11 protein-coding genes and 1 tRNA gene are annotated in these 12,923 nt (G+C 46.7%); 8 read left to right on the top strand and 4 right to left on the bottom strand.

Annotated features, from left to right (window positions below):
- Positions 1-163 precede the first annotated feature (163 nt).
- From G1ANC_RS02045 to G1ANC_RS02035, 3 genes are all read left to right on the top strand, one after another.
- Positions 164-2,401, top strand: coding sequence for a spherulation-specific family 4 protein (locus tag G1ANC_RS02045; protein ID WP_129693367.1), 2,238 nt, complete (start codon positions 164-166; stop codon positions 2,399-2,401).
- Positions 2,402-2,427: 26 nt separating this feature from the next.
- Positions 2,428-3,021, top strand: a complete 594-nt coding sequence (locus tag G1ANC_RS02040) for a hypothetical protein (protein ID WP_129693366.1) — start codon at positions 2,428-2,430, stop codon at positions 3,019-3,021.
- Positions 3,022-3,092: 71 nt separating this feature from the next.
- Positions 3,093-3,809: a hypothetical protein gene (locus tag G1ANC_RS02035; RefSeq protein ID WP_129693365.1), complete on the top strand. Its 717-nt coding sequence runs from the start codon at positions 3,093-3,095 to the stop codon at positions 3,807-3,809.
- On the opposite strand, the gene G1ANC_RS02030 is transcribed toward G1ANC_RS02035, so the two are convergent.
- Both G1ANC_RS02030 and G1ANC_RS02025 read right to left on the bottom strand, forming a co-directional pair.
- A complete protein-coding gene (locus G1ANC_RS02030) occupies positions 3,806-6,268 on the bottom strand; it encodes an AAA family ATPase (protein ID WP_129693364.1) in 2,463 nt (820 codons plus the stop codon). The two genes, G1ANC_RS02035 and G1ANC_RS02030, sit on opposite strands and share 4 nt — an antisense overlap.
- A complete protein-coding gene (locus G1ANC_RS02025; RefSeq protein ID WP_129693363.1) occupies positions 6,256-6,639 on the bottom strand; it encodes a hypothetical protein in 384 nt (127 codons plus the stop codon). The genes G1ANC_RS02030 and G1ANC_RS02025 overlap by 13 nt, the downstream gene beginning before the upstream one ends.
- A gap of 63 nt (positions 6,640-6,702) precedes the next feature.
- Between G1ANC_RS02025 and G1ANC_RS02020 the strand changes: the two genes are divergently transcribed.
- Genes G1ANC_RS02020 through opgC form a run of 3 tightly spaced genes read left to right on the top strand, consistent with a single transcriptional unit; the run spans position 6,703 to position 9,922 of the window.
- Positions 6,703-7,989 (top strand): Mur ligase family protein, encoded by a 1,287-nt coding sequence (locus G1ANC_RS02020; protein ID WP_129693362.1) that lies wholly within the window; start codon positions 6,703-6,705, stop codon positions 7,987-7,989.
- Positions 7,986-8,714: a type 1 glutamine amidotransferase gene (locus G1ANC_RS02015; RefSeq protein WP_129693361.1), complete on the top strand. Its 729-nt coding sequence runs from the start codon at positions 7,986-7,988 to the stop codon at positions 8,712-8,714. Before G1ANC_RS02020 ends, G1ANC_RS02015 begins: the two co-directional genes overlap by 4 nt.
- 56 nt (positions 8,715-8,770) lie before the next feature.
- On the top strand, positions 8,771-9,922 hold the full coding sequence (gene opgC, locus G1ANC_RS02010) for an OpgC domain-containing protein (RefSeq protein ID WP_244596210.1): 1,152 nt from the start codon (positions 8,771-8,773) through the stop codon (positions 9,920-9,922).
- Here the strand turns inward: opgC and G1ANC_RS02005 are convergent.
- Positions 9,909-11,399: a glycosyltransferase family 39 protein gene (locus G1ANC_RS02005; protein ID WP_129693359.1), complete on the bottom strand. Its 1,491-nt coding sequence runs from the start codon at positions 11,397-11,399 to the stop codon at positions 9,909-9,911. The two genes, opgC and G1ANC_RS02005, sit on opposite strands and share 14 nt — an antisense overlap.
- Positions 11,400-11,463: 64 nt before the next feature.
- Here G1ANC_RS02005 and G1ANC_RS02000 point away from each other — a divergent pair.
- Together G1ANC_RS02000 and G1ANC_RS01995 are read left to right on the top strand one after the other, a co-directional pair.
- Positions 11,464-11,539 (top strand) — tRNA-Pro (locus tag G1ANC_RS02000).
- Positions 11,540-11,624: 85 nt separating this feature from the next.
- Entirely contained in the window at positions 11,625-12,227 is a 603-nt protein-coding gene (locus G1ANC_RS01995) for a hypothetical protein (protein ID WP_129693358.1), read from the top strand.
- A 1-nt stretch (position 12,228) separates the two neighbouring features.
- Here G1ANC_RS01995 and G1ANC_RS01990 read toward each other — a convergent pair whose 3' ends face one another.
- Positions 12,229-12,882, bottom strand: coding sequence for a 2,3-diphosphoglycerate-dependent phosphoglycerate mutase (locus G1ANC_RS01990; RefSeq protein WP_129693357.1), 654 nt, complete (start codon positions 12,880-12,882; stop codon positions 12,229-12,231).
- Positions 12,883-12,923: the final 41 nt, after the last annotated feature.

Below are 12,923 nucleotides of genomic sequence, written 5' to 3'. Positions count from 1 at the left end.
GAGCGTTGGTTTCCGGTACCAAAGGTTGCAGGTTCGATTCCTGTGCGGGGTACCAAAGATAGCAGCAATGACAGCTGTCTATTTTTTTGATCGATTGATTCGTTATTTGACTTTCCATATCGCCTATGCTTAAATTGAAGTATTGTATTCTGAGGAGAGGAATATGGAAAATCAACAGTCAAATCATAAAAAAATAAAACTTATAATTGGGTTGTTTGCTGTTGTGTTAACGGCGGTTTTGTTGTATTGGCTGTTTAACAGTTTGATTAGCATGAACCAGCATAATCAGACAAATCAAGGACCTAGCCATGATACTACTTCTCAAGCAGACGACGAAAACAGCAAGCCGCAGCGACCAGACTCGGATTCAGAACCAAGTTCGAACCCGGATGGCAAGAACGAGACTAGCCAGACCAAGACTGATGAATCCACGAACAGCTCGCCTAGTGATTCTACCAAGACGGCTGGAAATGGCGTCTCGGTTGTTGGAAATCACAATACTTATCATTACCGCCAAATAGCATCGTCAGGCAGACCGTCAATTCACAATGCTGCTAACCATAAACCTGCGAATACTCCGTCCACTAAGCCCAACAATAACAAACCGACTACACCGCCCAATCCGTCCAAGCCGCCTAAGCCAACACCCGAGCCAGCGCAAGCAGCCGTAAAAATCGTCGGCGCCGCAGAAGTCGGGTCAACCCTAATCGCGCAAATTGACGATCCCGACGGATTGAAAGACGGCGGTATACGATATTATCAATGGTTTGCCGACGGCGCGGCTATTCCTGGCGCCAGCTATTTCTCGTACAAATTAACGCCAGCCGAAGTGGGTAAAAAAATCACTGTCAAAACAACTCATGCTAACAACAAAAACGTAATGAAAGATTTAATTAGCTCAGCTACGGCAGCTGTTGGCAACGCCGCATCAAATAATAACCATGGTAGCGTCACCATCGACGGAATAAACCGAGTCGGACAGGTATTTACTGCCCGTATTACCGATGCCGATGGCGTACCGGAAAGCGGTATTACTTACCGATGGTACGAATTTTACGGCAAATTCTTGGGAACTGGCAAAACTCTCGCGCAAACCAAAGACCACCTGGGTATGCAAGTCATCATCCAAGCCAGTTACACCGACAAAAAAGGACACAAAGAGAGCGTCACCAGCGGATTTAGCGGGTCGGTAGTTGATGATTTGGGCGGCGGTACTGGCGCGGGAATAATCAGTCCTGCTGCGACTGCGCCAAAAATTACTCTTCATGGACCAACCAACGTCAAAGAAGGCGAAACCGCTGTTTACACGGCAACTCTAGACAAAGCAGCCAGTACCGATGTTAGCGCAGATATTAGAGTTACACACAATACTAGCAATCCGAACAATCTCAACGTCCGTTGGGACAGCCAGCGAGTGGTTATTAAAGCCGGAGAAACCAGCGCCAAATTCTACATTGACACCAATGCCGGCACTGGCGGTAAAGGTAAAACTTACACCGTTTCTCTTAGCAACGCTGTCGCTGGTATGGTCAATAAAACAAATACCAGTTCCTATACAGCGGTCAACGCTCAATCGGTCTTTATGCTATCATACGTCTATCCGCTCGCTGAGGCTGGCGGCAGCGAGTTCTCTGACTACTGGAAAGCGGTTCATACAGCAGGCAGCAGCAAAATCCCGTATACACTCATCATGGCAGACGGCAGTCCTGACGCCAAGCTCGACCCAGGCTATGTGCGGCTGCTAAAAAAGAACGCCGAGCTTGGCTTCAAAACTGTCGCTTACATCCGCACTATTCATCAAACCCGCCCAATTGCCGAAGTTAAAGCCGCCATGGCTAAGTTCATTGAACTTTACGGGACAGATAAAATTCACGGGTTTTACTTCGACGAGATATCATCCAGAAATAACGGCGCAACGGCTTACATGGCAGAATTATACAACTACACGAAAAGCACTTACGGCAACAAATTAGTCGTTGCCAATCCTGGTACGCACATCACCGACGCGATTGCGCCATACGCTGACATTTTCATGACTAACGAAGGCACTGCTGACGAATATATCAATAACTATAAGACCGCTTACTCTGCCTTTGAAAAAGATCCGGCAAACTCCCATCGTATTTTCCATACGATTTATGCCGCAAAAGCTAGCGATTACCAAAAAATAATCAATTTATCGCGCCAACGCAATGCCGGCTGGGTATTCATCACCACCGATAGCACGATACCCGATGGCAGGCCGTATAATGATTTGGCAGCTAATTTCCCTGCCCTTGTCGATAATGTCAACAATTTAGGCCGCCAACCGCTTGATCCAAATAGAGCCACGGAACAACCTTTGCTATCCGGCGCGATAATCAGCGGATCATCTGTCACCACAACTATACTTAGCCAATAATCGCATCGGTATGCTACACTATGTTTATGGTTACCAAGGCAAATAAATCTCTCAAGAAGACTCGCAAGCAGCGTGTCAAACACATTACAAAAACAGACACTCACTTCATGGTGCGCCGAAGCTTACTGGTGTATGCGATATTGGTTTTTGTGCTTTTTTGGCTAACAGCTATGAGCGTATATCTAGTCGACAGAATGGTCGTAGAATACACCAACACTGCCCGCTATAACCAAATTCATAGTATATATAGCAATTTGAAGCTAGATGAATCGTATAGACTGGCGGTTTATAAAAGTAATATTTCAAATGATAAGTCTATCACTACAGAGTATGGACATAATACTTCCGTAAGTAAAACTCGTATGGATTTAACCGAAAAAATTAAAGAATCTGGCTTCTCGCTTATCAATACAAAAGATAAAGATACTATCGTTCAAAGCGATACGTTCAAGGATACTAACGGCCATATTTTATACCTGAGCGTTATACCGCAGGCGCTGCATAAAGATTATACATACGGCACCTCCGAGATAGCCAAGCCGTACACGAAGATGACCACTAGTGAATTCGACCATGATCAAACTAGCTACGTCACTATCAAAATAAGCCTTGGCGACTAGTGAGATAATTGCTGGCAAAAATACGAAACGCATACCTTGCATTAGGTAATTTTTCATGTTATAATATAGGTATGGAGACTAAAGGCGGCGAACTAAGTTTTGACGACTGTTCAAGATCGGCTGTACAAGCAATTCACGATGGATCTTATTCTCTTGCCGCAACGCTAGCGATAATGGCATACAATATAACGTCAGATCCATCCGAAAAGGCTCGGATGGCGCGCGACGTAGGTAATGCCTATAGACATCTAGACAACTACGAAGAAGCTGAAAAATGGCTTACTGAGGCAGTTGATCAACACAAAACTTTAGCCGAACAAGAACCAAATCGTAGCACGCTGCGCGAGCTGGGAGCTAGCGCAGCCATGCTAGCAACCATGCAATTGTCGCGCATAGCAAGCGATGAGACTTTTGATACTCCAAAAAATAATACCGAGACTGTTGAAACTTTTCGTTACGGACTAGAAAAACTCGAGGATTCGCACAAACATGCCGACGGACTAAATCGTATTGATCAATATGATATTAATTTTACCGCTCGAGCCAGCTACGCCGAGACGCTTGCCGGCAATAAAAAGCGAGGCTTGGCACTCGGCGTCAGAGCGGTGCGGCTAGCATTCTGGTCCGAGTCGCCGCAGCTTGATACCACTAATACATCCCTCAGCAAAAAAGAACGCTACAAAACCAAAGCACGGGCACTCGTGCGCGGTATTGGCGCGCTAGCCGTTGGTATTGTTGCACCAGTCAACCGCCGCGCCGCCAAAACTCTTGTTAGAAAACTTTCTTAAGCTTGGTTCTGCTGGTTAGGCACATCGCCTTGCAATGGAGCTACTTGCGATTCAGATTCTTCAAAAATTCGCCGTACTTGCTCGGCATCAATGTTCACCGAATCGCCCGGATTGACCGCCCCCGATAGCATGAGCTTAGCGATAGTATTCTCCACCGCTTTCTGAACGACGCGGCGCATCGGCCGAACGCCTAGCCGCGGGTCGTATCCTTGCTGAACGAGAAGCTGTTTCGCGTCGTCATCAACAGTCACTGACACTTTTTGCGGCAATAGAGTTTTGTTGACGCCAGCCAGAATCAGATCAAGCACTTGCACCAACTCGGCAGGCGTAAACGGACGAAAGAGTACAATTTCATCGAAGCGATTGAGAAACTCTGGTCGAAACTGGTTTGAACTAATTAATTCGTTGATAAACTGCTGTTCAAACTGCTCAAGCCGATAGCCGCGCTCGATATATTCGCGGATCCTATCAGCGCCAGCGTTACTAGTGGCAATTACAATGGCGTCGCGAAAGCTAATCTCACGGTTCTTGGCGTCGCGCAAAATCCCTTCGTCGAGTAATTGCAGGAGTGTAGTTAGCACTTCTGGCGCGGCCTTCTCGATCTCGTCGAGCAACACCACACTGAAAGGCTGTTTCATTACTTGTGCGGTCAAGCTCATCGGGTCATCCGCGCCATCAGCGATTAAACGAGCGACATCATCGGAGCGAACAAACTCATTCAAATCTAAACGAATTAACTTGCCTTCGCCGCCAAAGTATACGTCGGCCAGCGCTTTTGATAGCTCCGTCTTGCCGACACCAGTCGGCCCCAGAAACAGAAAGGTACCAATCGGCCGATTCTCATTGCGGACGCCAGCGCGAGCGCGGCGCAGAGCATCACTGACGACATTAACGGCGCGAACTTGATTAACCATTCGTTCATGAATTAAATCCTCCATATGCAACAGCCGCTCGCGGTCTTCGGTCGTATTAGCCACGCTAACTTTAACGTCCATTGTCCGCTCGATCGCTTGCTGCACAGAATTCATGGTCACGATACCAGACTCGCTGAAACTGGCCGCCGACTCTAACAATTTAAGCGCCCGGCCAGGCATAGCTATATCGTGAATGTAACGCTGGCTCAAGCGATAAGCTTCGTTAATCGCTTGTATCATATAAGTAACTTTGCGGTTGAACTCAATAGCAATCAACTGTTCTTGCAGAACCTTTTTAGTCTCTGCTTCGTTGGTTTCGGCGACATTAATACGGTTAAGCGAGTTAGCTAACGACGGGTTGCGGCGGCTAATTTCGAGATAGCGCTGTTCGTCCATGCTCAAAATTAAGCGTAGTCGGCCAGCATCTAAAATCGGCTGCAAAACATTTGTTAAATCTACTGACCCTACGCCCTCTTCGAAGAATAACTGCGCGTCATCAAGACAAACAATTATATTCTTGGCATTGTAAGCTTCACCTAGAACCTGCATGATTAAGTTTTCAAGCTCGCCGCGTCCTGGCGCTGCCGCAATCAACGATGCCGAGTCAAGAATGAAGATCTGGCGGAAGCGAAGATTTTCGGGTACATTCGCATCAGCGTCCAAAATTCGTTCCGCGAAAGCATGAATTACTGATGTTTTACCAACACCAGCTTGACCGATAAGAACCGCGTTTTGCCGCCCGCCCGTACCAAAAGCTTCCACTAGCTGATCAATCACCTGAACATGCGATGGTATGTCAATCGACAAGGTATTACGGCTAGCGCCAATTTGCTCGCTGATATTCTGCCCGAATCGCTCAAGGTGCGGAATCCAACCAAACGACCAATCACGCGCCAATCCGCCAGTCCGCCGCCGCTGGCCAAAATGCCGAACAATCTCCATCAAATGCTCTTGCCACAAAATACCAGCATCCAAATCTTCATCTCCTAAATGAGTTTGCGCTATTATCGATTGATAATTCGGAAAGCTCCTCACTAGCGCTGTAGCTAATACGGCACCGCTGATACGGTCTAGCTGATTGGCTTGGCGAATATCGTCAGCTACACTCCACAGTTCGTCAACGGAAATCGTCGAACCCTCAGCGATAGTGGCTAAAAATGACGGCGTCATACCAAGCCGCACCCCCATGAATTGACCGCTTGGCACTTCACCAATTACTTTAGCGACCTCTCGTACGCTCGGTTCTCGCGACAACCGACCTAACACGTCGCCGGCTAACAAATCATCAACCGAGCCACCCCTGCCAGCTGGCAGATCGTGAACGTGCCAATTATAAAATTTCACCGCCATATATAATACTGCCGCCAGAGCACCGCACAGCCAACCTAGCGACAGACGCTCCATAGTTACTAGCATAGTACCCGATACCACTAGCAATAACGCTAACCATGAAAGGCTTTTTGCAATCATCGGCGACAGCAGCCGCCCAAAGCGCGCTTCGCTAGCTCGCTGAGACGCATACCTAAAAGTACCTAAAGATGCCATGGTATCCACCCCGATATTGCCGCAACAACCATTACCGCCGGCATCAACGGCACCAATGGCCAAATAGCTAAACGTAGTAGACCAATCAACAGCATCAAGCACAAGGCTGCTACACCTATCAGCAGCGTTATTATCCTTATAAAGCCGCCAATGATTCGCGATACCAAGCGATCAAAAAACGCCCGCAACTGCACCCCGATTGGTCCGCGTACTTTCCCGGCTGAAATTTGCCGCCACGGCGCAAATAGTGTCTTCAGCAATAATCCCAGCGAAAACGTATCGTATAATCGCTCGATAGACTCCCAAACATCTACTGCTGCCCGCTTCCAACCAACGCTATACCACCACGAAATCATGCCCACAATAAACATATGCTTTTTATTATAGTTCAAAAAGCGTTTGGACGCTACTATAATGCGCCAAAAACAGGTATAATGAGTTTTATGCGTCAAACTCTCACGACTATGCTAGGGAAGACTGTCAAGAAAGCTGCACAGATTCGCGGCGGTAGCGGCTCAGCCTTACCAGGCTTGGTAATTGAAAAAATCGACTCAGATTTTGTTAGCCGCACATTACAGCAACTACCAATGGGTGTAGCACTTATCAGCGGCACCAACGGCAAAACCACTACCACCAAAATTGTTGTCGAATTACTAGAAAGCCAAGGCCTGAAAGTATTTACCAACCGTACTGGCAGCAACTTCACGCGCGGCGTGGCAGCAGCGCTATTAGGCGAAGTTGATTTGCACGGACGAATTAACGCCGATATTGCCGTGCTTGAACTCGACGAAGCCTATGCTGTTCACTTTGTAAAAGCAATCAAGCCAAACTACTGTTTACTGCTAAATGTCATGCGCGACCAGCTCGACCGCTTCGGCGAAATTGACAATACCGCCAAACTCCTCCACAATGTTGCAATAAACACAACAAAGTGCGTAGTCCTTAACCGCGACGACCCGCGATTAAGTAGTCCTGATTTTGTAAACGACATCAAATCACCGCTGCGAAGTTTTGGCGTTAACCCAAAATATTCGCAGACTTTCCCTTCTGATGATTCTCTACGCAGTAGCGAGCAAAATGCGGCTAAATTGTACGCTGACGACACCAGTCTTGAAGAGTTTAAAGACCAGCACGCCGTTATCGGCTTCAACGGCAGCGATCACTCGGTGAATCTAAATCTGCGTGGCATCTACAATCTTCAAAATGCCACCGGTGCTGTTGCTTTAGTGCGCGCAATTCTCGGTAATAATCTAAATGTTGATTCTATGCTCGAAGCGCTATCAAACATTAAGCCAGCTTTTGGCCGCGGCGAGCAATTAATAATAGATGGACAACCCTGCGAGCTAGTATTGGTCAAAAACCCGGCTGGCTTCCGCTTAGCCCTAGCTTCGTTCGATCCAGCAAACTACGCCACTATGATAGCCATTAACGATGCTTACGCCGATGGCCGCGATATGAGCTGGCTCTGGGATGTCGATTTCGATAGCTTACAAGAACAAGGTGTCACTGCTGTATCTGGCGTCCGCGCCTATGACATGGCCCTGCGGCTAGAATACGACGAAGTGCCTATCGATTTTGTTGATACTGACCTGGCGATTGCACTGCGCCAACTTATCACTAAACACACTCGCCAACCAAAGCGCATTTATTGTAGCTACACCGCAATGTTAGCACTACGACGACTACTAGCCCGCTATACCGACGTGGAGGAAATCCGATGAAAAAGCAACCGCAATCTATCACTATCTTGCAACTTTATCCGCGCGATATGAACATTTACGGCGACTGGGGCAATGTCCTGACTCTCAAGCGGCGACTAGAATGGCGCGGTTTTGCTACCAAACTAATTGAATACAACGTTGGCGATACTTTTCCAGACGATGTTGATTTAATCGTCGGCGGCGGCGGACAGGACTCCGGACAGTTACGAATTAGTGACGACCTGCAAAAGATTGCCCCTCAGCTCAAACGATTAGCTGACGACGATTTACCAATGTTAGTTATCTGCGGTTTATACCAACTATTCGGCCGCTCGTTTACTACCAAAGACGGCGACATAATTCCTGGTATCGGTATTCTTGACCTAGAGACAATTGGCGGTGACGAGCGCATTGTTGGTAATATTATCGTCAAAAGTCCAGAATTCGGTGAAATTATCGGTTATGAGAATCACTCCGGGCTAACTACGCTTGGCCAAAATACCTCAGCACTCGGCGACGTCATCAAAGGCGTAGGCAACAATAATATTGATGGCCGTGAAGGCGCCCGTTATCGTAACGTTATCGGTACCTATTTGCACGGTCCGCTCTTGCCAAAGAATCCGCACATTGCCGATTGGATGATTTCGCAAGCTATAATCCGTAAATACGGCGCCGTCGTTTTAGACCCGCTTGAAGACAAGTACACTGAGCAGGCTCGTGATATCGCCAAAAAACGCCCGCGCTAGGCTACTTTTAACACTATCCCCAGATTGGACCTGCTATACTGGTAGAAGTGACCAAGATGAGCGCTGTAAAAAAACCAAAAATTAATCGTATTGTCAGCCTAGATTTAATGAGAGGCTGGTTTTTGGTGATAATCATACTTGATCATTTGAGTTATTTTCCAAACGGCCTCGTGTTCATCAGCGGCGACAGCAGATTATACGTTACTGCCGCCGAAGGATTCTTTATTATTTCTGGATTAGTATTAGGCATTGTCCGCGGTGCTAAATTAACAGAGCGTTCGTTTAGATACGCTGCTAAATTGATCTGGCGGCGAAGCTTCATGCTATATCTAACCAGTATCATCATTACAATATTATCGATTGCGATCGGCTGGCATTTTGTTGGTAACGACGGCGTCAAGTCGCCTTTGCCTCCGCTAGATAGCAATATCTTTAGTCTATTTTGGAGAATAGTTACTTTGCAAGAATTCTACGGCTGGGCCGATTACTTGCGTCTATATGCGATATTTTTGGCGCTAACACCAGCTGCGCTTTGGCTACTGCGCCGCGGCAAATGGTACATCGTTCTAACCGTCAGTACTCTAGTTTGGCTGCTAACGCCAAAGCCGGTTAACGAATTCACTCAGCCATTTACTTGGCAATTTATTTTTTTCATCGCCTTCACGCTAGGATTTTACTCGCCGCAAATTAAATCATGGTGGAATAGTTTGTCCGCCAAAACGCGGCGCCGTACCAAAACTGTCATCTTTACCATGTTTATCATCACTTTCATCGCCAATGTTTTTGCCGAGTTTTTCGCGCCAGCCTTAAACGATAATCTTTCGACAGCTATTAATAATTTTCGCCCTATTCTAGCGGCCAGCTTCGATAAGCTAGCTCTAACGCCAGCGCGCGTAGCTATGTCGCTGCTCTGGTTTATTGGGTTTTTTATGATTTTCCAGCGTTTTGAAAAACAAATTAAACGCTACCTCGGCTGGCTACTTATTCCGTTTGGGACTAATTCGCTTTACGTCTATTCAATTCATGCCTTCGTAGTCATGGGAGCACATCTAATAGTCAATCCGCAATATGGCGCGCCAGCTAGTTATTTTAATTCGTTTGACCGTCTAGCCGAGATTCCTCAAAACCTCGCGCTATCGATTTTGGTGATTGCCATTATTTACCTAGCAGTGCGAACCAAATTTTTGATGAAGATTATTCCGCGTTAAACTTAGTGATTTTTAGCGGTGATAAATCGATCGTTTCGACCTCGCGATAGTTACCTGGCAGATCAGCTTTCATGTCGCTATAGTAGACGTTATAGATATTCTTTGCGTGAGTAAATACTTTTTTCGTGTCGGCAACTTGGCGGCTGCTACCATCTAGCGGAGCATAACCGCCGCCAAGATGTTGGTCACTACTAGCAAAGTATATCTGGCAATTCGGTAGATAATAATCTAGCTCAATCGCCACATACGGATCGGCCGCTAACACCACATCGTTTTCGCTACATTTAACTATAGAAGCAACAGAGTTGACGTTTGGCTTTTGCATACGCTGAAAGTTATAATTACCAGCCTGGCTGAGGTTAGTTGCCCCGACCACCAGAACTACCAGCAGAACTAACGGTGAGGCTATTCGCCAAACCTCACGATTCTCACGTTCGGTCGACAGCGCGAGACTAGCTCCCACGAGCATAACTAAGCCAATCGCAACGTGCGCCAAATAACGCTCGACATACATCGGTTTATACAGAGAAATCACCATCAATAGCATTATCGGCACGCTGATATAACTAACTAATAGCCACAAAATATCATTTTTTTTCTTAATATGAAAAGTAATAACAATTGAGCGGACAGATACAAAAATTATCGCTAGCACCAATATTGAGGTAATCACACCCAGTTGCCAAAGCGGCTGGTATATTGCATTAAACGAAACAATACCAACTAACTGCTCAAGATTCATTGGCTGTCCAATTGGTGCGAGTGCGCCATTGCCAACCTGCTTCAAAAATGACGACAGCCACGGGAGAAACAGCAACAGGCTAAATGTATAAGCTCCTATCCAACGACACTCTTTCCATGAAGACTTACGCAACCGACCAGCATCCATCGCGACTAGCCAGGCTAGATGAGCCAGCCACAAAAGCGCCAAGTAGTATAGCGTGTACATACCGAGTGCCACTAGCACTCCATAAATAAGCCAGTCAGCCCACCGCTTGCTAGAGTGCGCCCGTACCAACATTGCCGTCGCCGCTACGCCGATTAACGACGCCATAGCGTACATGCGAACTTCGAAACCGTAGCGCATTAATAATGGCGCCAGGAGCAACATCGTTAGCACATAAATGGCTGCTCGCGCATTAAAATGCTTTTTAATAAAACAACCGGCTACCGCAATTGAGGCTCCATAAAAGATCACGCTTAGCGAGCGCAATGCCAGTTCGCTCCAGCCAAAAACATTCGCCCAAATTTTCAGAACGAGATAATACAGCGGCGGATGAGTATCAAGTGCCGACAGCCGAATAATCTCGCTGGCAGACCGCTTGGCTACCATTATCGAATATGCTTCATCAAACCAAACGCTCTGCCGCAAGCCAATCCATAAACTAAGAGCTGCCGCTACTACTGGCACAGCAATTATCAGCCACCTATAAACCTTGTCATAGTCATTACTATACTTCCAAAATAATATTTTCATGCTTTGATTATATTACGACTAGGAAAAACTCGCAAAATAATATATAATAGCTTTGCACATCTATCGGGGTGTGGCGCAGTTGATAGCGCGCGCGGTTTGGGACCGTGAGGTCGAAGGTTTGAGTCCTTTCACCCCGACCATTTGAATTATGAACCTGCCGACGAGCGGCAGGTTTTGCTATTGTCCTATTTTGCCCTCCCATACTCCTCATGCTATCATAACTATATGAAAAGCAAACAACACTCGCGCCGCCGCATAGTCGTTAATATTTTTGGCACATTAGGGTATTTGTCAGTATTTTTGCAGTGGACATGGACGGCAATTATATTACTATATCCGTTATTCCAATCAGAAGCTGTACAAAAGATTTTTCTACCAGAACGCCAAGCGCCTCGCCCCGTCGTGAGCCACTCTGGATGCTATAGCGATGCCGCTCCATTCATTGCCATTGTATCTATTGCCATTACAGCTGCAATTATTGTTATGTCAATAATCACGCTAATAGGATTGCCAAAGAAAATCGGCAAGACTGGCGCTAAAATCACGCATTCGGCAGCCGACGCGATAGCCGCCAATACCCGCCCACCAAAACAACAACCAGCAAAAAAATGGAAATTAAACTTGTCGTACAAACTGATAATCTGCATTAAATTAATATTGACGGTTCTGCCGGTCATTCTGCTGCTCTTTGCGCCGACAATTCCTAAACTACCGCACCAAGTTATGACTATCGTCGGCAATTTCTGCTTAGTGGTATCAGCTGTTTATTGGCTTATCCAATATGCCTTAGCTAAAATCCTACGCGTGCCGCATAAAGAAATTTGGTAATTCAAGCCTTCGGCGGGATGATGTCTATGGTGCGCGTTTGCTTATCTAGCGGCAATTGATGACCAGCATCAAACTTATAGACGAGCAGCGTGCCAAACGGCATTTCCACTTTACCAATCTCTTCATCAGGAATCTGGTCGAGATACTTCATCAGCGCGCGAATAGTGTTACCGTGCGAAACAAGCAGGATATTTTCGCCTCTTTGCAACCGCGGCAAGATTTCGCTTTGAAAATATGGAATTGCCCGCGCGTAAACATCTTTGAGCGTTTCGCCACCTGGTACAGGGTAATCCCAGCCGCGGCGAATTCCCTGAAATGCCTCACTGCCAATCTCGTCTTTGACTTCCCATTTGTTTTTGCCAGTTAAATCGCCGTAATCACGCTCGTTAAGCGGCTTGGCGATAATCCGTTCGAGATCCTCCTGGTCGCCCTTGCCGCGCAGAATTCCATCGCAAGTCTGCTGCGTACGTTTGAGCTCGCTAGTATAAGCGGCATCAAAGTGAATATCGCGAATAATTTTACCAAGCTGCTCGGCTTCGCGCATGCCTTTTTCTGTCAAATTGACATCTGTCCAGCCAGTCCACTTACCTAATAAATTCCACTCGCTTTCTGCGTGGCGGCTAATAACTAAAATTCCCTGTTTTTGCACTTCCATAAATTCATTATACCGCGAAAATCAAGTTGTCTGAAATATTT

This window comes from Candidatus Nanosynsacchari sp. TM7_ANC_38.39_G1_1, from assembly GCF_004138385.1.
The sequence above is the reverse complement of the archived record's forward strand: the minus strand, read 5'-3'. Positions and strand labels throughout refer to the sequence as shown.